This window comes from Thalassolituus marinus (assembly GCF_020320395.1).
GTDB classification, from domain to species: domain Bacteria; phylum Pseudomonadota; class Gammaproteobacteria; order Pseudomonadales; family Oceanobacteraceae; genus Venatoribacter; species Venatoribacter marinus.
In genome coordinates this window covers 110035-130760 of the sequence record NZ_JAEDAH010000043.1, presented here as the reverse complement: position 1 = coordinate 130760, position 20726 = coordinate 110035, and the positions used below count along the sequence as shown (strand labels likewise).

Below are 20726 nucleotides of genomic sequence, written 5' to 3'. Positions count from 1 at the left end.
GAGAGACGAGACACCATGCCTGAGTATCGTTCCAAGACGTCTACCGGCGGCCGCAATATGGCCGGAGCCCGCGCCCTGTGGCGTGCGACCGGTATGAAAGACGAAGATTTCCAGAAGCCAATCATTGCCGTTGCGAACTCCTTTACCCAGTTCGTACCTGGCCACGTGCACCTGAAAGACCTGGGTCAGCTGGTTGCGCGCGAGATCGAGAAAGCCGGTGGTGTAGCGAAAGAGTTCAACACCATTGCTGTGGATGACGGTATCGCCATGGGTCACGACGGTATGCTGTACAGCCTGCCATCGCGTGAAGTGATTGCCGATTCGGTTGAGTACATGGTGAATGCGCACTGCGCCGATGCGATCGTGTGTATTTCCAACTGCGACAAAATCACCCCTGGGATGCTGCTGGCGTCGCTGCGTCTGAACATTCCGGTGATCTTTGTGTCCGGTGGTCCGATGGAAGCCGGTAAAACCAGGCTGTCTGAGCACAAGCTGGATCTGGTGGATGCGATGGTTATCGCCGCCGACGATTCTGCCAGCGATGAGAAAGTGGCCGAATACGAGCGCAGTGCCTGCCCGACCTGTGGTTCCTGCTCCGGTATGTTTACCGCCAACTCGATGAACTGCTTAACCGAAGCGCTGGGTCTGGCTCTGCCGGGTAACGGCTCGCTGCTGGCGACGCACGCCGACCGCGAACAGCTGTTCCTTGAAGCAGGTCGCCGCATCGTGGAAATCACCAAGCGTTATTACGAAGAGAACGATGAGTCGGTTCTGCCACGTTCTATCGCCAGCTTTAAAGCGTTCGAGAACGCGATGACGCTGGATATCGTTATGGGTGGTTCAACCAACACCATTCTGCACTTACTGGCTGCTGCTCAGGAAGCTGAGTGCGACTTCGACCTGAAAGACATCGACCGTCTGTCACGTGTGGTTCCACAGCTGTGTAAAGTGGCGCCAAACTCGCCGCTGTACCATATGGAAGACGTTCACCGTGCCGGTGGCATCATGGGTATTCTGGGTGAAATCGACCGCGCCGGTCTGCTGCACAGCGACCTGCCAACCGTACACAGCAAGACCATGAAAGAAGCGCTGGATAAATGGGACATCATGCGCAGCCCGAGCGAAGAGGTTGTGAAGTTCTATAAAGCTGGCCCGGCTGGTATCCCGACCCAGACGGCATTCAGCCAGAGCACCCGCTGGCCAACACTGGACGGCGACCGTGAAAACGGCTGTATCCGTGATCTGGAACACGCCTATTCGAAAGAAGGCGGCCTAGCGGTTCTGTACGGTAACATCGCCCTCGATGGCTGTGTGGTAAAAACCGCCGGTGTGGATGAATCCATTCTGGTATTCCAGGGCAAAGCGAAAATCTTCGAAAGTCAGGACGATGCGGTAAAAGGCATTCTGGCCGATGAAGTGGTTGCCGGTGATATCGTGATTATCCGTTACGAAGGCCCGAAAGGCGGCCCGGGCATGCAGGAAATGCTGTACCCGACCTCGTACCTGAAATCCAAGGGGCTGGGCAAAGCCTGTGCACTGCTGACCGACGGCCGTTTCTCCGGCGGTACCTCGGGTCTGTCGATTGGTCACTGCTCTCCGGAAGCGGCTTCCGGCGGTGCCATCGGCCTGCTGCAGGACGGCGATATCATCAATATCGACATCCCGAACCGTTCTATTAATGTCGACCTGAGTGTTGAAGAACTCTCTCATCGTCGTCATGAGCAGGACAAAAAAGGCTGGAAACCAGCAGCCGAGCGCCCACGTAAAGTGAGCACTGCGCTGAAGGTTTACGCCAAATTCGCCACCAGCGCCGATAAAGGTGCCGTTCGCGATAAGAGCCTGCTCGACTAATGTGCTGAGCCATACGACTCATTCTTAATAGTCGGTATAATGCCCGTACAGATGATTGTTTGTACGGGTATTTTTTTGCCCAGGAAAAGGGATAAACCTTATGTTGCGCTTTACCACATTACTTCTGGCAGCCTTGCTGTTTACCGGCTGCGCCGCAAAGCAACTTGCCAACCAGGAAACCTTAACAGCATTAGCCACTGCCAAAGCGAACGAGCTTGGCAGCGATAGTGAACGAGCGCTGGAAGAAGCCCAGGCCGCTTATCAAACCGCCGTTGCAGAAGAGCTCGCGTTCTTTGCTCCGCTGACCATGCAGCAATTGGAAGAAGCACTGAAAACAGCACAGGAAGCCGAACTGAAAAGTGAAAACGATACCAGCATTCAGGCATCTGCCCGTGTGCTGACGCTGCTCGACAATGGCCTGAAAAATAAAACCACCGCCAAACAACTGCTGGCGCCGTTGTTTCAACAGAAGGCCACGCTGAACGAAATCCGTGCCGAGAATGTTCTCCCCAAAGCATACCGCGACAACATGGATGATCTGCGTGATCTGGTCAGCCTGATTGAAGCCGGCGAGAGCAACAAGGCTCTGGAAAAATCCCCGGGTCTGCTGGAAGACCTGCAGGAGCTGGAGCGCGACACCATGCTGGCCATTCACTGGCAGCCAGCGGCCGATACTCTGGATAAGGCCGAAGACGAAGATGCAGATGATCATGCGCCACAAACCTTCGTTCAGGCAGAAGAGCAAACGGAAGAAGCCGAACGCTTTATCAGCAAGAACTACAGCGACCGTGCTCAGAGTGAAGCACTGGGACGCAGTGCATTAACGGCTGCGCAACACGCCCTGTATATCGCACGCGAGGCACGCAAACTGCAAAAGCTCACTGCCGATGGTGCCGAACAAGCAGCACTGAACCACGAAGATATGCTGCATCAGATTGCTACTGCTGCAGGTGCCGGCGACAACCGTAATATGGCCTTTAAAGATCAGACCCTGGCGTTGATTCAGTTTATTCAGGAACAACAGCAGAGTCATATCTCAGCTGTACGGCAGCAAACAGCTATCACAGAGACTGTGGTTGAAGAACCTGCTTCCGAAGAAGCAGCTGTTGAAGAAGCAGCAGCCGTTGAAGAAGCAGCTGCTGAAGAAGCAGCTGTTGAAGAACCAGCTGTTGAAGAACCAGCTGTTGAAGAACCAGCTGTTGAAGAACCAGCGGTTGAAGAAGCAGCAGTTGAAGAAGCAGCGGTTGAAGAACCAGCCGCTGAAGAAGCAACTGCAGAAGAACCTACTAAGAGTAATTAAACATAACAGTCTGGCGGATTAATCCGCCAGGCTGTATTCAAAGCCTTTAATGCGTAAGCCGCGCTGGATGTAATCTGCGACGTTTACACCAAAGCAGCCACTGCGAAACACACCTGCAGGCCGGTAGGTTTCACCGCGATCATCCACCGGGTTATGAGCGAGGTTAATGATGCGCTCTGGCTGCGGTTGTTTATCCGGCCCGAGAATCATGATGGCTTTGGGTTTTAACTGAAAACCCGGATCGCACGACATAATAATGCCCACTTCGCCGTTGCTCATTTCCAGTAAATGACCCGGCGGGTATAAGCCCACCATCGCAACAAATTTGCGCACCACTTGTTCGTCAAACTGTGTGCCGCAGTTTTTGTGCAGAATTTTCATCGCATCCAGCGACGACATCCCCGGCTTGTAACAGCGATCACTGGTCATGGCATCGTAGGCATCGACCACGGTAATGATGCGGGTGAACATGGATATTTTGGTGGAATCGATACCACGCGGATAACCCTTGCCATCCAATCGCTCGTGATGACTGAACGCCACATCGACAGCGCCGGGGTAAATATCGGAACGTCCCATCAGCATTTGTCGTGCATAGGTGGTGTGGCGCGCCATTTCTTCAAATTCTTCCGGAGAAAGACGCCCCGGTTTATTCAGAATTTCATCCGGCACTTTCATTTTGCCGATGTCGTGCATCAGCCCGCAGATGCCAAGGTTTTCTAATTCGTAAGGTGCCAGGTCGAGCTGCTGCCCCAGCGCGATAGCCAGCAGACAAACATTCACTGAATGTTCGGCGGTGTATTCATCCTGATTTTTCAGGCGCGTCAGCCAGAGCATAGCGTTGGGATTACTGACCACGCGGTTTACGCAGTCTTTGACGACGACCTGGGCTTCTTTCAGGCTCATAGCTTCGCCCAGCTGAGCGGATGCCATCAGGCGTTTGATCTGTAACTTAGTGCTTTGATACGTGCGGTTGGCTTCGGTGAGCTGTTTCGCCATGTCCTGCTTTTCGACATAACGGGTTCGGCGCTGGCTGCTGCCTTTGGCATGGCCTTCCATCGCTTCCCATTCTTCTTCAACCACATCCACCAGCACCCACCGACATACATCCTGCAGAGCATGAATATCGGCTTCGGATTCAATCAGAAAGCCCTGAAACAGAAATGGCGATTGCTCCCAGGGAATATCGAGTTCCACCACATACATACCAACGGTCAGATCGCCAATGGCAACCTGACGTCGGCTGTGGTGTTTGTGTACTCTGAATTTCCGACCGTCTCGGGTCGTGGTAACGGATCGCTGCACGTTGCTGCCTGAACTGAAGCCATAATGACTTATTTAAGTTTAGCGCTGCACGGTCGTTAAGCCAGAAGAATGAGTGTGACTTTCATGAACCATGGGGTTCGGTTTCAGCCTGAACCTGCGAGTAACTCACAAGCTCAAGCCATTACGAGTCAGACCACAACCTGATGGAGTGTGCTGTGACCATCCTCGAACTGAAACTGCAGTCGATGACTGATAGCCGCCGGAATTTCATCCGCGTGGTGGGTCACATACAGCAGAGTAATCGCCTGCTGCTCGGCCAGCCGGTTAATGAAAGCGAGCACTAACATACGGCTTGGGTCGTCCAGCCCCTGGCACGGCTCATCCAGAATCAGCAGCGGCGGTTGTTTAATCAGGGCGCGCGCAATCAGCACCAGACGCTGTTCACCATAGGACAGGTGTTGCAGGCTCTTGTTGGCTTTATCGCGCAGGCCGATAATTTCCAGCCATTTCAGTGCCAGCTGTTTGTCGTCGTCACCGGTGCTCTGATACAGGCCAATGCTGTCGTACAGCCCGGAAATAACCGTGCTCAGTACGTTAGTGGTGGCACGGTACTCCCATTGCAGGGAAGCCGACACCAGGCCGATATGCTTTTTGATATCCCAGATGGTTTCACCGCTACCACGCTGAATACCAAACAGCTTCAGGTCGTTGCGGTAGCACTGTGGGTTATCGCCGGTAATCAGTTGCAGCAGGCTGGTTTTACCACAGCCGTTCGGCCCCTGAATGGCCCAGTGCGTGCCGGGCTCGACGCGCCAGTTCAGACCCGCAAACAGCTCGCGTTCGTCATAGCGAATGGACACGTCTTTCATCCCCACCAGCGGGTCGCCAGCAGCCAGCTGCAGAGGCTCACGGCCACTAGCAGGAAAGTCCGGTAACGGGCGGTCGAAATGCATTAAGCCCTGCAGTTCCGGCGTTGCCAGCACCTCCGTTTTTTCGCCCTGATACAGCAGATGGGCATCGTGCATAAAGGCAACATGGGTAATCCAGTCTGGCAGTTCATCCAGACGGTTGGCGACCCATAACATGGCCTGCCCCTGCTGCTGTAACTGCTGCAGCGCTTCAGTTAACGCTGCGCGACTGGCCTGATCCAGACCTTCCAGCGGCTCATCCAGTACCAGTAAATCCGGGCGTTCACGCAAAGCGTGAATCAGCAGTACTTTACGGCTTTCACCGGTGGATAACGCCCGAAAACCAGAATCGAGCAGATGACGAATGCCAAAGCGCTCTACCCACTCTTCAACCTCCGCCAGTGGTGCCAGATACTCGCGAATCAGCGTGCCTTTATCCGGCGAGTCATTCAGATCGCTTTCGTCTTCTTTACGCTCGATTTCGATCTGTGCAGCCTGGGCTTCTAGCGAGACAAATTCCACCCGCGCAGGCAGATTGCTGACATCGCCGTGATTCAGCACCACGTCGTCAGCGGTCAGGCGCGACAGCACCGTTTTGCCACTGCCGTTGGTCCCGGCAATGGCCCAGTATTCACCGGCATTTACCTGCCAGCGATCAACACGCAGATGACGCCCGTCGTAAAGACGAGCCAGTACATCGTTAAAGATCATGCGTTACCGACCTCAGCCCGGAGGCCACTGCAGCGGACGACCGCCAATAATATGAAGGTGCAGGTGGAATACCGACTGACTGGCCTTCTCGCCATTGTTCACCACCAGACGGTAAGCATCGCCCAGGCCTTCCTGTTCAGCGATTTTGGTCGCTACCAGCATCAAGTGACCCAGCAGTTCTTTATCGTCTTCCACCGCATCACACAGACGAGGAATCGGCTTACGTGGAATCAGCAGAATATGCATAGGTGCGGCCGGATACAGATCGCGGAATGCCAGGCACAGATCGTCTTCATAAACGATGTTGGCATCCATTTCACCACGGGCGATTTTGCCGAAAATAGTGTCCTCAGACATCGATGACTCCTTAATTTGTGGGTGTTGAATTCAGAGGCTGAGAATCTGAAGCAGCCTCTATAGTGGCCAGCCACTGAAAAAGCTGCAAGACAAACTCAGCGTCTTCCCGGCTGCTGTGCACCGGCAGCGCGGCATAAAATTGATCAGAACGAAGAATAACACGCCCACGCGGGCTTACCCGTGCTTCTTCTAAAGCCTTCAGGCTAATGTCTACCGGCTTGGAAAATGCAGACAGCCTGGCACGGGTTCCGGACTTACTGAACTCAATCCATGGGCGAAAAAAATACGGATAAAACGACTCAAAAACACTGATAGCTACTATCAGAAACAGCACTCCGCTGAATGCCAGCATAAACGCCGGCGGCGCATCAATTCCGACTTTTTCCTGCATAAACAATCCACAAAACACAATCACCAACAGCCTGAAGATTCCAACTAACGGCAAGCCTTTACGGGATGGCAGGACAAACCGTAAGCCATCGCGCCCGTATGTCATGCGAATGCCACTATTAGCCGGAGGTAATGGCATTTCAGTCTGCCTCAAGGTCAGCGTCTGATCGATATCCTCAGGATGAGTAATAACCGGCTTGCCTCCCGTAAAATCCTGCAGCGGAAGATTGAATTGTTTTACCAGCTGCTCGGCTTTGGCACGTGCACTGACATAATCAGAATCCGCGGATAATTCGGTATCCATATAACGAGTATCAAGCACGATACCGTACATAGCAGACGTTCGGTTACTGCCAGAAGAAGACGACAGAACACGTTTCAACTGAATATGGCTGTAAGCTGCCAATGGCTGTTTTTCTTCCCAGCGGATAAAAAAGTACCGATGACGGGTGATCAGATAGCGTCCATCGCCACTCAGATAACGTCCAAACTCCAGAGTGCTGATCATCCCTCCAAAAAACAGAAACAGCAGTGTCGCAAAGATCTGCCCACCAGCAATCTGGCCGCTATCGAATAGCCATGTGAAGAGCACGTCGGCCAGCATCAGAGTGCCAACGACGATAAATGGCAAACCAAAAATGAGAAGAACCCGGCGCAGCAGGCGCGTATCATCCAGACAAAACAGATCGCCTTCACGGTCGTAAACTGCGCTTTTCATTCAATTCCCTTTTTAAAACGGCCTGGCGGTTGAATTGCTGACTTCGGCTAAGCCTGTGTAATAATCATCCATTCACTGCTGCCACACTGTGCCTGATGAAAGCCAATGAATCCACCCTGCTGAAGCGTGCCTTCTATCGTGCCGGCCCCGACCATCGGGCGCTGCTGGGCGGTGTTATTCCTGATTTCCTCACAATCCGTCAGTGGTTTGATTTTCGTGGTGTAGAAATCGGCAAATGGGTAACCAACAGCGAACAGGAACAGGCGGCAGGTCTGTTCTTCGATGCGCTGTGTGATCTGACTCAGATTCTGGCCGGGCAACCGCTGAGCAACACCGATAACCTGCTGCTGGGCCAGCAGCTGATTTCACTACGTGGCACGCTGTCGCTGCAATACGGTAAAGGCGGTCGTCCGGGTGTCTCTGCTCACTATGCTCCGCAGCAACGGGCGTTTGCGCTGGCCAAGAACGCGGGCCCGGGCAGTATTGCCCATGAGTGGTTTCATGCCTTTGATCACCACATGGCGAGCAAGGCCTTCAGCAGCGCCGAACCACTCGCCTTTGCCTCTAAACTGTGGCTTAAAAACAACGAAGCGCCGACCCACCGCCTGACCGCCCTGCTCTGCCAGTGCTTCTCCGCCGTGATGCTCAGTGACGATGGCGAATGCGCCAGCGATATGTTTAAAGCATCGGTAGCGCAGGATAAAAAACAGGGTGTGGTTTATTTCAGTCAGCCAGAGGAAATGTGCGCCCGCGCATTTGAAGCCTTTGTACAGGACGCAGGTATCAAGAACGCTTTTCTGGTGCGCGGTACGCAAAAATCGGCCGAGGCACAGTTAGGTTTGTATCCTCAGGGTCGTCAGCGGCTGGCGATTCGCCGGACCTTTTCAGCCTACTTCTCTGCCCTGAGTAACAGTCTGCTGCGTCAGGCCAAAGCAGCACAGGATGCACAATGATTACGCCGGCCGACGTGAATCACCCTCTGTATTACCTGCATAACTTTAACAGTGCACTGAACTGGGTTCTGCAACACAGCAGCGATATTTTAGCCGCAGAAGAACAGCAGCAGATTAACGATTTTCAGTTGCTCACCGACGATGCCCGCGCGCTGCTGTTACGTATGGTGATGCGCAAGGGCGAACAGTTTCTGCCAGGCTCATTTCACTACGCTGAGATTGTCGATATCGATGCTGCAATGACAGCGCTGAGCGACGCCGGATTTATTGAACAACAGCCAGAGGTCAGTCTCGATGAGCTGTACCCCTTGCTGCGAAAAGATGACATTCTGCAACTGCTGCAACACCAGCAGCAATATCGTTCAGATCTTACCCCGGCCCTGCAAACGGTTAAAAAGTCCCTGAAAAAAGACGCGCTCTGGCAACTGGCTCTGATGCTGAGCACCGGCAGCGAAGGCAATGACCAGCGCATGACCTACCAGCAGTGGACCGGCCAAAACACAGCACATATATCACTGCGCTGTATGCCGCTGTTCGATACCATCCGTCTTTTATTTTTTGGTAATTACTGGCAGGACTGGTCGGAATTTGTTCTCACCGAACTCGGCCACCAGCGCTATGAGGCTGTGCCTTTAACCGAGTCTTCACGGGCTTTTCCGCTGCGCAATGACCTGTTGTTTTTTCAGCGTCTGGGCGAACTGCAGCAACAGCACAGCCAATGCGTTGATGACTGGAAAAACCGGCAGCTCAGCGCTGAGCAATGCGCCGCGGCATTGCTGGCTGTCAGTCAGCAGGCAACGGCGGCGGAACCACCATCCATCACCTGGCTTGAGCAGCGGCGACAGCGTTTTCTGGCCGATATCGGACGTGACCTTGAGCGCACAGGCGCACTGGACACAGCACTGTCAGTGTATGCGTTATCCAGCCACCGTGAAGCACAGGTCAGAGCATTGCGTGTCAGCGAGTTACTGGCAGTCAGCAGCAGCGATTATCAGGCCGTTGCCGAACGAGCTCACCAGCTTCTCAATAATATTCAGCACCCGGAATCACGTATTACACTGGAGCGCATATACCAGCGTATGGCCAGAAAGTGTGGCATTAAGGTTAGCGCCAAACGCCGCACTATTAAGGAATACCCCAGCCGTTACCTGAGCCTGAGCGACAATGCTGATGCAGTGGAATATCAGGTAATGGATGCATTAAATCAGCAGAATTCAGGACAGTGCTGGTATGTTGAAAACACTCTGCTACCTGCATTATTTGCGCTGTTATTCTGGCCGGCAATATACAAGCCGGTGGCGGGTGCTTTCTTTCACCCGTTTCAGTCGGGGCCGGCTGATTTATTCCGCGATGATTTTTCCACAGCTCGCACCGCAGAAATTGAAGACGCATTTCGTGCGATTGAAGAGGGCCGGTATCAGCAGATTATTCACAGCCGCTATGATGAGAAATATGGCATCAGCTGTCCGCTGATTCACTGGCCGACACTAACAAAGGAATTGCTGCAACAGGCTCTGGTGAATATTCCGGCTGCGCATTTACAGGCTGTTTTTCATCATCTGCTCAGCGAACTGCGCCATCACAGCCGTGGGCTGCCGGATCTGGTGTGGTTCGCCGACGGGCAGACACAGCCACCGGGCTGGTCGTTAATCGAAGTGAAAGGACCTGGCGACCGGCTGCAGGACCACCAGCGTTTATGGCTAGATTTTTTCCTGCAACACGATATCGACGCCAGTGTCTGCTACGTCAGTTACGACTGAGTTGCTGGTAATTTCTGCGCGGATTCGTAGCTGGCGCGGAAATAATCTGCCGCCAGCTGATGACCCCATGGGTGCGCCAACGGACCGGAAAAATAGGCACAATGACTGCCGCGCCGGGTTACCGCCAGCAGCATGTTTGGCATAGCGCGAATCTGTTGTTCGTATTCCCAGGCATTATCGATATGACACACCGGGTCGTCTTCGCTGTTGAGAATCAGCAGTGGTACACGGATGTCACGGAATACCTTCATCGGATTACTGGCATCCATAAAATCCTGCAACGTGGCGAAGCCCGCACATTCGTATAAATTCTGATGAAAATCGTGCAGATTTTCTGCCTGAATACACTGCTGGTAGGTGCGCAACCCAGAGAAGGCCGGTATATGCGAGGTAATAAACTGACGAATCAGTTTCTTCGCCATCATGCGGCTGTAAAACGAATGGGAGCGCTGAAACGCGACCTCAATATTGTACCCCGGACAAAAGGCCATAGCCGCCTGAACCGGCGTATCATCACCAGCCTCACCCAGATAACGTACCAGCAAGCCAGACCCCGCAGAGCTGCCAATGGCATACAAGGGAGACTGGGGAAAACGCTGCTGAATTTCACTGATCTGCTCGCGCAGGTCAGCGGTGTCGCCCATCGTATTAATTCGTGCCGTAGTTAACGGCAGATCACCGTGGCCACGGCGCACACACAACACCACGCGGAAACCGGAAAAGCGTGCAACATCACGCACCAGTCCGCGCATGCTGTGCGGCGAACCGGTAATGGTATGCAGCACCAGAATGGTTGGCGTGTCTGCCGGTTTATCCAGCCCCAGCCAGTACAACGCGGTGGTGCCGCCATCACTCATGGTCAGAGTTTGCGCCTGGTCGTACTCCAGCCGCGCTCCCAGTCCTTTTTTCAGGCCCAGAACAATCAACTGCAGGTGCGTATTGAACATCCAGAAGGTTGGAAAGAAACGTCGCGACAATGCCGGTAAGGCCTGAATTATCTGCTGATTCTGACGATTATCCTGATACACCAGCTGCGGTTGCAAAGCCGCCGTGCGCCAGTAATAGACGACTGCCACCAGCAACACTACCATTACGATCCAGGCCATGATCTGTCCTCACTTGTGTTTCACAGCAATCTATCAGAAGGCATGAGACAGCAGCAGTAGCCACTCACGATTGATCGTTAAAGTGTAAAGGTTGGTAATGGCTTATAGCCTGCAGGCCTTGTGCAGATACACTGGGACCCAGAACCTGACCAAGCAGAGAGGAAATCACCATGAACAAACTGCTGACTGTAACAATCAGCGCCGCGCTGATCGGTTTCAGCGGTGCCGCCCTGGCCGCCCCGAAACCCTTCGAAGCCGTTGAGTACCGTAAAGGCATCTTCAAAGCCGTGAAGTGGAACTTCGGTCCCATGGGCGACATGATGAAAGGCAAAGTGGAATTTAACGCCGAAGAATTTGCCCGTCGTGCCAACAACCTGGCAGCTCTGAGCCACATGCCACTGGAAGGCTTTATTCCGGGTACCTATGAGCGCTCAACCGCCGCACTGCCTGCCATCGAAAGCGATTGGCAAACCTTCGCAGCGGGTATGGAAAACTTCCAGAGTAAAACAGCAGAATTAGCGGAAGCCGCCAAAAGCGGCGATAAAGGCCAGATTGCTCCGGCCTTTATGCAGGTAGCCCGTACCTGCAAAGGCTGTCACGACAAATTCAAAGACTGATCAGCCCCCATACCGCCGCCGCGCTGATCAGCACGGCGGTGCTTCCCAGCAGCCATTCACGGCTGCGATTAACGGTCACCCCGGCCAGTTCACCAGCCACAGGCTTTTTACCCGTAATCATTGCCTGAACGATGGCTTCCTTACGAAAACGCTGGTGATAAACCACCGCCAGAACATGCAAAGCAATCATCGCCAGCAGAGCATTGAACATCAGCTTATGCCAGCGGGTGATCTCAATGCTGAGGTCGTAACCCACCAGATACGCTAACGGTCCTTCGGTAAAAATATCATCGTTGGCAAATAAGCCAGTGCCTGCCTGCACTGCACATAGCAGCAACAGCACGATGACACCCCAACCCCCTGCCGGGTTGTGACCCAGGTGCGCATCGTCACGCCCCTTGAGCATATTTTTCAGATAACCCAAGGTAGACGCTGGCGAGCGTAAAAACTGCCCGAAGCGCGCATAGTGACTACCGGCAAAGCCCCAGATCACTCGAAAGATGACCAGCCCCAGCACCAGATAGCCTGCGCGCAGATGCCAGCTCATCCATTCACCGCCCTGCTCACCGGACCACCAAGCCACACCGATGGCGGCTACCAGTAACCAGTGAAACAGGCGGGTAAAAATATCCCAGACACGAACAGACGATGAAGACATTACGAAGCCTCTGACAAACCGAAGGGCACTATGGTAACGGAAGCGAACTGAGCGCAGGGTAAAGGTTGGTCAACCCTTACTCCGCCTCCATTCCGTTCAGATCAATCCCCAGCTCTGTAAGAACAGCAGATGCGGTGCGGAATGAATCAATCGCTGTCGGCGCACCGGCATACACCAGCACCTGCAACAGTACTTCGCGGATCTCCTCCGGCGTGACGCCATTATTGATGGCACCGCGCACATGCCCTGCCAGCTCCTGCTGTCGGTTAAGCACCGAAATCATCGCCAGATTCAGCAGGCTGCGTTCGCGCTTAGACAAGCCCTCACGGCCCCACACATCACCCCAGCAGAACTCACTGACCAGCTTCTGCAGCGGCATAGTAAAGGCAGTGGCATTGTCCAACGCCTTATCAACGAAAGCATCGCCCATCACTTCGCGACGGATTTTTAAGCCCTTTTCAAAACGGTCTGTCATAGCATCCTCGATCATAGAATCAGTCAGATGCCTGACTTTAGCAGTATCGGCCCGGCAATCAATCCCACCGTAAAGGCAGTAGAGCACGGTTATAAAAACGTATACAATGCGGGCACTTACAGCGTCAGACTCCCCGGCAGAACTGTAAACCGCCCTTAGCTCAGCTGGATAGAGCGTTGCCCTCCGGAGGCGGCTATCACTAAGATAGAGACACTGGAGAGCACATATCAAAACCGGCACAGTCTTTAGCTGGTTTTTCTACGACCGCCCTTAGCTCAGCTGGATAGAGCGCGGCCCTCCGGAGGCCGAGGTCAGAGGTTCGAATCCTCTAGGGCGGGCCATTTGATAGCTTCCCTCCGCGACCAAAAAAGCCTGTTTTAGTGGTTGAGACCAGATTGAGACCATTCTGAGACCACTTTGGTTTCTGAGTGTTTTTTGACCATTCGTATTTGATCACTACTCTCCAGCGACCACTAACAAGCATTACTGATGTCCAGCTTACATTACCTATACGGCTTTAGAGTTACAGAACCACCAATATTGATCACATTTTGAGCATCAATTTCTCTGTGTATGCGGCTAATAATATGTCTTTTGTCTATAGACAAGCTTAATGAAACTTTGACAAAAAAATTGCGGCTGTTTAAATCTCCGGATGCCAACAGCATTCTGCCTGTTGGGGCACCAATAGCAAGGCAAGGGAGGCGCCAAGCCTGATGGACGTTTTTGAATTCAGGGATAAGCTGGTTAATGACTACCGGGACTTTACCCGCTCCTTTATTCAGCCTAGAGCTGAGGACATCGGCACCTTCCTGGACAGCGAATACGATGGCGGCCGTTACTGGCCCTCTCCGTCTGACGCTGCGTTTGTGCGCTCGACTGGTCCCACCCCAGACCTCTTCTCCCATTGATATTTAATGAAAAAGTTTCATTTCCGAGGAAGTACCTATGAGTCGTTACAACCCTCGTCATGACATCAAAGCCATGCTTGAGGCCGCCCAGCTATGGAAGAACCAATGCCTGCTGAATGACGGGCCCTTGCTGGATGACGGTCAATACTGGAGCACTGACAATCTGGTTGAGTTGGATAAGCGCTTTACCCAGAATCCCCAAGAAGGCGACGAAAGCTTTATCAAGAAGCTGCAACGGCAACTTGCCGATGCCAGTCCCGCAGCGATCAAACTGATGGCCGAATTGCACTGGCTGCTGTTGCTGTTTTCAACCAATATCAAGCCGGCAACCAAACGTGATCTGGTGAGTTCCATTTGGGAGATCAGCGGCGATAGCCTGCCCAGCTCCTGGCTGCTGGATGATGCCACGCTCAGTGGGGCCGGCAGCACTGGTACTGGCTTCAATACCTTGCGTTGGCGTGAATTGGTATTCCTGATTGAACTGATAAAAGCCTTCAAAACGCTGGGGCCGGAAACCCAAAGCCAAACGCTTGAGAGCCCCTGGTCCTTTGCGGACTGGCTGGAGAGCATTCCAGATGCCGGCGCCAGACAGTTCCGCCATATCATCTGTTTTCTACTGTTCCCGGATAGCTTTGAGCACACATCCGTCGGAAACGACAAAAAAGAAATTCTTCGGGTGTTGGGTGATGTGCCCAAGACCAAACTGAAGACCATGAGCCACCGAGAAGTAGATCAGAGGCTCCTGGATCTCAGAACAAATCTGGAAGATCAGGAAGACGAACCGGTCGATTTCCACACTTTGCCCTGGGTCGACCAGTGGCGGCCATCGCCTCGAGTCTGGCTAATGGCCTGGAATCCTGGGAATTGGGAGTGGAATTCTTTTCAGGATGACCGGCTTCGGGTTGCCCGCGGGGAAAACGTCACTCTGCCCTGGCGCACATCCTCGAAACAACTCAAAGAAGGTGACACTGCCTATCTGATGCGATTGGGCCAGAAGCCGAAAGGTTTGCTAGCTCGGGGGACCGTAGCCAGCGAGCCCTACGAGGACGACCACTACGACCCAGAGAAGGCAAGTCAAGGGGAGAAATCACTGTATGTGGATATCACCTTGACGGATCTCCGAGACCCTAACGCAGAGGCCTCTATCAGCCTCTCTGACCTGGAAAGTGGGACGACTGATAGCCAGAACTGGACGCCTCAGGGCTCAGGTATCGAAATCAAACCAAGGTCCGCAAAGCTGGTCAACGGGTTATGGAATAAGCTGCCACCGGTCAAGCTGGTTCAGACAGATAAACCTACACCCCGCCAACAAGCGATCAACATTGGTAAGCCAGTCAACCATATTTTCTATGGCCCTCCAGGCACAGGAAAGACCCATCACTTGCGCAGCCACCTGCAGCCAAAATACGAGTCTCAGGCTGGCAATGTGACAACGGGAGAGTGGCTGGAAGAACAGCTGTCCAGTACCTCCTGGTGGGAGACTATTGCACTGGCCCTGGCCGATCAGGTGAGCAAGGCTGCGGGAACAACGGTTAATGACCTGCTGATTCACCCTTTCTTCAAGGCCAAAGCGCGGGTTCAGGGGCGGACAGACAGCCCGCATTTGCGGGCAACTTGCTGGGCCTCACTACAAAACCACACCGTAATTGAATCAGAGACGGTGAATGTGGCTCTTGAGAAGCGACAATCGCCCTTGATCTTCGATAAGCAACACGGCGGCAAATGGATACTGACGGGTGATTGGGATGAAGCTGGCGACGGCCTGCGGGATCAGCTGCGAAAGTTACAACAAGGACCGCAAAGCCAAGAAGCACGCATCAAGCGGCACCTGACGGTGACCTTTCATCAGTCCTATAGCTATGAAGACTTTGTAGAAGGCATCAGACCACAAACCACTGATGGCGGCATCAGCTACGAAGTCCGGGATGGCCTTTTTAAAGCCTTTTGCAATCGGGCCCGGCAAGATCCAAAGCAGCGCTACGCCCTATTCATCGACGAAATTAACCGGGGCAACATATCCCGCATCTTTGGTGAATTGATCACCCTGATTGAAGCTGACAAGCGGGCCTGGTGGGATGAAGAGGGCCAACTGGTAGACGGCATGGAAATCACCCTGCCCTATTCTGGCGAACGCTTTGGTGTGCCGAAGAACCTGGACATATACGCCACCATGAACACAGCTGACCGCTCGATTGCCCTGATGGATGCCGCATTGCGCCGGCGGTTCCGCTTTATTGAGCTGATGCCAGAGCCCAAACAAATCACCGGCAATCAGGGGGATGGCTACATACCGGATGGCGAAGGGGGCTTACTGAGCCTGCGAGATTTGCTGAACGCCATTAACCTGCGCCTGCGTTATCTGTTGCACCGGGATCAAACCTTCGGTCACGCGTACTTTATGGAGGTGAAGGATATCGACAGCCTGCGCCACGCGATGGTGTACGACATTATCCCCATGCTGGCGGAATACTTCTACGACGACTGGCAGCAGATTCGCAGAGTACTGGCGGACGACACCGCGCCGGTTGAGCACCAGATTATTACTCGCAAGATACTGGACCCTGGCCAACTGTTTGCGGGCGCAGAGGTGGATCTGCCAGAGAAGCCTGATTTCCGGGTGAAACAGCCAGGCGAGATCACGCCGGACGCCCTGCGCAAAATCTATGACTCATTGGAAATGCCATCTTGAAACTGGTTAGTGCCTTTGAGCATGGCTGGCTAACCATTGGTAAAGAAGGCGACCTGACCGCCCCGGAGGCAGATGCACTGGCTAGCGCAGAGAGCTCGCTTCCCAGGAACTGTCTTGAATGGGGCCGTAACCGGGTAAAGTTTCGGCAGTTTTGTGGTGTGGTTCAGATTCAGCAGATACTGCAAATCGAAATTCTTCCCAAGGTCTTTCCGTATCAGACTCCGGATCAACAACGCACTACCCTGATTGAAATGCTGGACACCGCTGGCGATATCGAGGGACTGAGTGCCCAGCAAGCGGGTCTGGGCGTCAGCAATCACCGACTTCTGGATGTATTCATACGCCACTTTCTGAAGTTGCTTGAAGCTCAACTTCAACAGGGGCTGCTTCGGGACTACCGAGATGTGGAGGATACACTCGACCAGGTTCGAGGCAGAATTGACCTGATCCGTCAGCAGCGGGAGAACCTGTTCAAGCCCCAGCGCCTGGCTTGCCGGTTCAATGAACTGGTGGCGGATATTCCGGTCAACCGGCTGTTACACAGCGCCCTGATCTGTATGAGCAATTTGGCAAGCTCGTCCATGCTCCGCCAACACATTCAAAGTATGCGGATACGTTTTGGCGGCATCGGTGTCATTCACAAAGGCGAACACCTACCCCGCGCCGACGACCTGAACCGGATGCAGCGTCGCTATGCCAGCGTGGTGGAGCTGGCCCGGCTGTTTATTGACGGCCAGTATCTCGATGCCAGAGCCGGTCAGCAGCAGGTTTACAGCCTGTTGTTAGATATGAGCCAGTTATTCGAGCGCTTTGTAGCCGTCAAACTTAGGCCAACAGCCAGAAAGATGGGCCTGCGCCTGATGGAACAAGGCCCACGCAAGTATCTGGGCGACGATGACTCGGGCAAAGGCCGGCTTCTGATGCGGCCGGATATCAGCCTTTTGAATGCACTGAACCAGCCGGTCGTCATTCTGGATACCAAGTGGAAACTGCTGGACTCTGGAAACCCCCTTGCATCCCTATCCTCTGCCGATCTTTATCAGCTCAGCACCTATGCCAGTGCCTACTGCTGTGACCAGGTAATGCTGCTATACCCTGAACAGGCAGGTTTTCGGGGGGAGTATCGAATGGCATTAAATCTTGGAAGGCCCGTTACCCTGATGGTGTTAGCGGTGCCGCTATATGGAGAGGTGTTCTCGCTGCCAGCGCAAGCGGTGAAGCACGCAGAGTCAGAAGCTACATAAGACCGCGTTGTACTGGTCGCGGGTTGATTTTCTGAATGCGTAACGTAATACGGCAATCTGATTCGTCGTGATTAGAGACTCTAAAATCCTCCAATCTGCTTATAAAAAACCCAATAGTCACATCATCTTGATGTGGCCATGCCAATCAAGGGTGTGATTTACCCTATTTTTCAGACTTATCGTTAACTTTCTCAAGCAAGTCGCCAACCTCGCACTCAAACAATTCACAGAGCTTATCAATAGCTTCCAGATCTATGCGCTGAGCCGTCTCTTTATACAGCAACGTGATTGTATTGCGGTTCAGACCTGTCTCCCGGGCCACATCCACAATCTTCAGTTTCTTCTCGCCCATCAACCGCGCCAGATGACATCGAATCACAAAAATAACTCCTGAATAAAAAAAAATCATCCAGAATGGCAAATAATCATTGCAAAATACATTTTGTCGTGCAAAATGTTATTCAGGATGACATTTAGCCAACTCGAATAGCTTTAGTGCATCCAGAATATCAACTAATGAGGATGATTTCATGTCACAAACTTACTTAACCACCGAAGAACTGGCTGTACGCATCAAGTACGACCCACGCACCATCCGCAACCAACTGAAAGACTCTGTCCTGCTGGAGGGGATTCACTATTTCCGCCCGTTCGGCGGCCGCAAGATTCTGTACGTTTGGGAGAAGATTGAAGCGGATATGTTCCGCGCTCCCAGCATCAACACATTGATGACTGGCCTGCGTTAAGGAGGCTGCTATGGCTAGCATCAGTGCTCGAACCGGCAAGCTGTACTTTGACTTCCGTTATAAGGGGGAGCGCTGCCGTGAATACACCAAACTGGAAGATAACCTGCCGAATCGTCGACGTATGGAGAAAATTCTGCAGCGGATTGAGGCGGAGATAACCCTCGGAACCTTCGTGTACCGGGATTATTTCCCCGACAGTCCCAAGGCAGAGGCCTTCGAGGCTTTAGATAAGAAAGTCGCTGCCGCCCGGCTGTCACCCAACCAGACCACTTCGGATATTCCGACATTCAAGGAGTTCACCGAAGTCTGGTTGAGCGATATGTCGGTGGAGTGGCGTGATAGCCACAAAAAGTCGGTAATGATTAACCTGAACGCCTACATCCTGCCCGCCTTTGGGGAGAAAAGGATCAGCGACATCACCAAGGCCGACATACTGAATTTCCGTTCAAACCTCGCCAAAGACCCGAAACGGAAATCCAGCCCACTGAAGGCCGCCACCATCAACAAGATCATGACCCCGTTGAGGATGATTATGAATGAAGCCGCTGATCGTTATGAGTTTAACTCGCCGTACCGTGGGATTAAATCGCTGAAGAAGCAGAAGATCGACGTGGAGCCGTTTTCGCTGGATGAAGTGCGGTTGATCCTTGCCAATGTGCGGGCCGATTACCGCCCGTATTACGCCATTCGCTTCTTCACCGGTATGCGTACCGGTGAGATCGATGGCCTGCAATGGCAGTACGTGGATATGGAGCGCCGCCTGATTCTGGTGCGTGAAACCGTGGTCGATGGTGCGATTGAGTACACCAAAACCGATGGTTCGCAGCGCGATATCCAGATGTCGCAGCCCGTTTACGATGCCTTTCTGCAGCAGCGTGCCTACACATTCGGCCAGAAGTTTGTGTTTGGTAGTCGGAACGATACGCCCATCTCACACAACAACGTCACCCAACGCGTCTGGTATCCGTTGTTGCGCTACCTGGGTTTGAAGGAACGTCGTCCATATCAGACCCGCCACACGGCAGCGACGCTGTGGCTGGCCGCCGGTGAAAGCCCGGAGTGGATTGCGCGGCAAATGGGCCACACCACCACCGAGATGCTGTTCCGGGTGTACTCCCGTTATGTGCCGAACCTGACCCGTCAGGATGGCTCAGCGTTTGACCGGTTGCTGTATGAGAACAACATGAGCGATGTACCACCGCGCAAGCCTGAGATGATGGAGGATGAAGCATGAACCACGTTCTTTATGGCTGCGCCCGTCCGGTGAAGGTGAGTGACCGTGCCTTCGGTATCGCTAACTGGCTGATTCACCATTATGAGATTCAGCCGGGGTATGGGCTGGCGCCTTACCTGAATGTTTGTCCGAACGTCAGTAATCACAACGCCGTACGGCTGTGGGTGGAGCTGCAGTTGCAGGTACGCCCGCCGATGTTTGAAACCCTGGGAGACTTACGACAGGCCTTTGCTGCCAGGTTGCCTGTCAGCTATGCCGCTTAATCGCGGCACTGAACAACAGGGAGGTTGTTCAGTCTGGTTTCTCAACCCAACCAGGGTGGGCATGTGAGTGAGGAACCGAGCTCTGGGATGCTGAACCGCCTCCATCCATGAAGGCTGAGTTCAGCGGGTGCTGTGGATAACTACTATATCAGGATGTGTAGCAAATCCGACGTTACAGATCCCATCGGTTCCACAACATCAGCCAACCTGCTGTTATTCCTGATATTTTTTCATTAGTTGTAAGCGTAACAAGATCCTTGTTACACCCTAAATAGCCGCTTCCTGAATACCATTTTGCAGCCGCACTCAGAGCAGCAGGTCATCTGCCCAACGCGAAAGCACTACCCGGCACTTTCCATGATGAACAAGCAGAATCGTGCGCTGTAACAAAACCCGTGTTACACCCCAGGGTTGAATACCTGCCATGGGTAACCCACTGTTTTAACAAGCTTTTTTCTAAGCAATCCCAGTGTAACGACGAAACTGTTACACCCTCGGCCACACCGATTTCGAGGGCAACTTGGCTACAACTGATACCCGGCTGCTGGGTCAGTTTGACAGCTTCTCGA

The 20726-nt window shown here is 53.3% G+C and carries 19 protein-coding genes and 1 tRNA gene; 11 read left to right on the top strand and 9 right to left on the bottom strand.

Going from position 1 to position 20726, the window contains the following annotated elements; translation table 11 throughout:
* Nucleotides 1–15 precede the first annotated feature (15 nt).
* Together ilvD and I9W95_RS09305 are read left to right on the top strand one after the other, a co-directional pair.
* Nucleotides 16–1851: a dihydroxy-acid dehydratase gene (gene ilvD / locus I9W95_RS09310; protein WP_225674151.1), complete on the top strand. Its 1836-nt coding sequence runs from the start codon at nucleotides 16–18 to the stop codon at nucleotides 1849–1851.
* 100 nt (nucleotides 1852–1951) lie between these two features.
* On the top strand, nucleotides 1952–3151 hold the full coding sequence (locus tag I9W95_RS09305) for a hypothetical protein (RefSeq protein ID WP_225674149.1): 1200 nt from the start codon (nucleotides 1952–1954) through the stop codon (nucleotides 3149–3151).
* Nucleotides 3152–3169: 18 nt separating this feature from the next.
* Here I9W95_RS09305 and I9W95_RS18500 read toward each other — a convergent pair whose 3' ends face one another.
* The 4 genes from I9W95_RS18500 to I9W95_RS09285 all read right to left on the bottom strand — a co-directional run bounded on the left by I9W95_RS18500 (nucleotide 3170) and on the right by I9W95_RS09285 (nucleotide 7501).
* The gene (locus I9W95_RS18500; protein WP_225674147.1) at nucleotides 3170–4456 is read right to left on the bottom strand and encodes an HD-GYP domain-containing protein; all 1287 of its coding nucleotides are present in this window, start codon (nucleotides 4454–4456) and stop codon (nucleotides 3170–3172) included.
* Between the two features lie 149 nt (nucleotides 4457–4605).
* Complete coding sequence (modF, locus tag I9W95_RS09295) at nucleotides 4606–6036, bottom strand: molybdate ABC transporter ATP-binding protein ModF (protein WP_225674145.1); 1431 nt, start codon at nucleotides 6034–6036, stop codon at nucleotides 4606–4608.
* A gap of 12 nt (nucleotides 6037–6048) precedes the next feature.
* On the bottom strand, nucleotides 6049–6393 hold the full coding sequence (locus I9W95_RS09290) for a histidine triad nucleotide-binding protein (protein WP_225674143.1): 345 nt from the start codon (nucleotides 6391–6393) through the stop codon (nucleotides 6049–6051).
* A 10-nt stretch (nucleotides 6394–6403) separates the two neighbouring features.
* The gene (locus I9W95_RS09285; protein ID WP_225674142.1) at nucleotides 6404–7501 is read right to left on the bottom strand and encodes a hypothetical protein; all 1098 of its coding nucleotides are present in this window, start codon (nucleotides 7499–7501) and stop codon (nucleotides 6404–6406) included.
* Nucleotides 7502–7596: 95 nt separating this feature from the next.
* Here I9W95_RS09285 and I9W95_RS09280 point away from each other — a divergent pair, with 95 nt between their 5' ends.
* Both I9W95_RS09280 and I9W95_RS09275 read left to right on the top strand, forming a co-directional pair.
* Nucleotides 7597–8454, top strand: coding sequence for a CLCA_X family protein (locus I9W95_RS09280; protein WP_225674140.1), 858 nt, complete (start codon nucleotides 7597–7599; stop codon nucleotides 8452–8454).
* Nucleotides 8451–10214 carry a VRR-NUC domain-containing protein gene (locus I9W95_RS09275; RefSeq protein WP_225674138.1) on the top strand — a complete coding sequence of 588 codons (1764 nt, stop codon included), beginning with the start codon at nucleotides 8451–8453 and terminating at the stop codon, nucleotides 10212–10214. Before I9W95_RS09280 ends, I9W95_RS09275 begins: the two co-directional genes overlap by 4 nt.
* On the opposite strand, the gene I9W95_RS09270 is transcribed toward I9W95_RS09275, so the two are convergent.
* Nucleotides 10205–11320: a YheT family hydrolase gene (locus I9W95_RS09270; RefSeq protein WP_225674136.1), complete on the bottom strand. Its 1116-nt coding sequence runs from the start codon at nucleotides 11318–11320 to the stop codon at nucleotides 10205–10207. The two genes, I9W95_RS09275 and I9W95_RS09270, sit on opposite strands and share 10 nt — an antisense overlap.
* 170 nt (nucleotides 11321–11490) lie before the next feature.
* Here I9W95_RS09270 and I9W95_RS09265 point away from each other — a divergent pair, with 170 nt between their 5' ends.
* The gene (locus I9W95_RS09265; RefSeq protein ID WP_225674134.1) at nucleotides 11491–11937 is read left to right on the top strand and encodes a c-type cytochrome; all 447 of its coding nucleotides are present in this window, start codon (nucleotides 11491–11493) and stop codon (nucleotides 11935–11937) included.
* Here I9W95_RS09265 and I9W95_RS09260 read toward each other — a convergent pair.
* Both I9W95_RS09260 and I9W95_RS09255 read right to left on the bottom strand, forming a co-directional pair.
* Entirely contained in the window at nucleotides 11927–12595 is a 669-nt protein-coding gene (locus I9W95_RS09260) for a cytochrome b/b6 domain-containing protein (protein ID WP_225674132.1), read from the bottom strand. The genes I9W95_RS09265 and I9W95_RS09260 overlap by 11 nt on opposite strands.
* 76 nt (nucleotides 12596–12671) lie before the next feature.
* The gene (locus I9W95_RS09255; RefSeq protein ID WP_225674130.1) at nucleotides 12672–13070 is read right to left on the bottom strand and encodes a carboxymuconolactone decarboxylase family protein; all 399 of its coding nucleotides are present in this window, start codon (nucleotides 13068–13070) and stop codon (nucleotides 12672–12674) included.
* Between the two features lie 264 nt (nucleotides 13071–13334).
* Here I9W95_RS09255 and I9W95_RS09250 point away from each other — a divergent pair.
* The 3 genes from I9W95_RS09250 (at nucleotide 13335) to I9W95_RS09240 (ending at nucleotide 17914) form a co-directional block, all read left to right on the top strand.
* Nucleotides 13335–13411 (top strand) — tRNA-Arg (locus tag I9W95_RS09250).
* Between the two features lie 607 nt (nucleotides 13412–14018).
* The gene (locus I9W95_RS09245) at nucleotides 14019–16670 is read left to right on the top strand and encodes an McrB family protein (protein ID WP_225674129.1); all 2652 of its coding nucleotides are present in this window, start codon (nucleotides 14019–14021) and stop codon (nucleotides 16668–16670) included.
* Entirely contained in the window at nucleotides 16667–17914 is a 1248-nt protein-coding gene (locus I9W95_RS09240) for an McrC family protein (protein WP_225674127.1), read from the top strand. Before I9W95_RS09245 ends, I9W95_RS09240 begins: the two co-directional genes overlap by 4 nt.
* A gap of 163 nt (nucleotides 17915–18077) precedes the next feature.
* Here the strand turns inward: I9W95_RS09240 and I9W95_RS09235 are convergent, their stop codons facing one another.
* Nucleotides 18078–18293, bottom strand: a complete 216-nt coding sequence (locus I9W95_RS09235; protein WP_225674125.1) for a helix-turn-helix domain-containing protein — start codon at nucleotides 18291–18293, stop codon at nucleotides 18078–18080.
* A 151-nt stretch (nucleotides 18294–18444) separates the two neighbouring features.
* Here I9W95_RS09235 and I9W95_RS09230 point away from each other — a divergent pair, with 151 nt between their 5' ends.
* Genes I9W95_RS09230 through I9W95_RS09220 form a run of 3 tightly spaced genes read left to right on the top strand, consistent with a single transcriptional unit; the run spans nucleotide 18445 to nucleotide 20157 of the window.
* The gene (locus tag I9W95_RS09230; protein WP_225674122.1) at nucleotides 18445–18660 is read left to right on the top strand and encodes a hypothetical protein; all 216 of its coding nucleotides are present in this window, start codon (nucleotides 18445–18447) and stop codon (nucleotides 18658–18660) included.
* A 10-nt stretch (nucleotides 18661–18670) separates the two neighbouring features.
* Complete coding sequence (locus I9W95_RS09225; RefSeq protein WP_225674120.1) at nucleotides 18671–19894, top strand: Arm DNA-binding domain-containing protein; 1224 nt, start codon at nucleotides 18671–18673, stop codon at nucleotides 19892–19894.
* Complete coding sequence (locus I9W95_RS09220; protein ID WP_225674118.1) at nucleotides 19891–20157, top strand: hypothetical protein; 267 nt, start codon at nucleotides 19891–19893, stop codon at nucleotides 20155–20157. The genes I9W95_RS09225 and I9W95_RS09220 overlap by 4 nt, the downstream gene beginning before the upstream one ends.
* Nucleotides 20158–20476: 319 nt before the next feature.
* On the opposite strand, the gene I9W95_RS09215 is transcribed toward I9W95_RS09220, so the two are convergent.
* On the bottom strand, nucleotides 20477–20726 hold a 250-nt coding region (locus I9W95_RS09215; RefSeq protein WP_225674202.1), incomplete at its 5' end, for a hypothetical protein.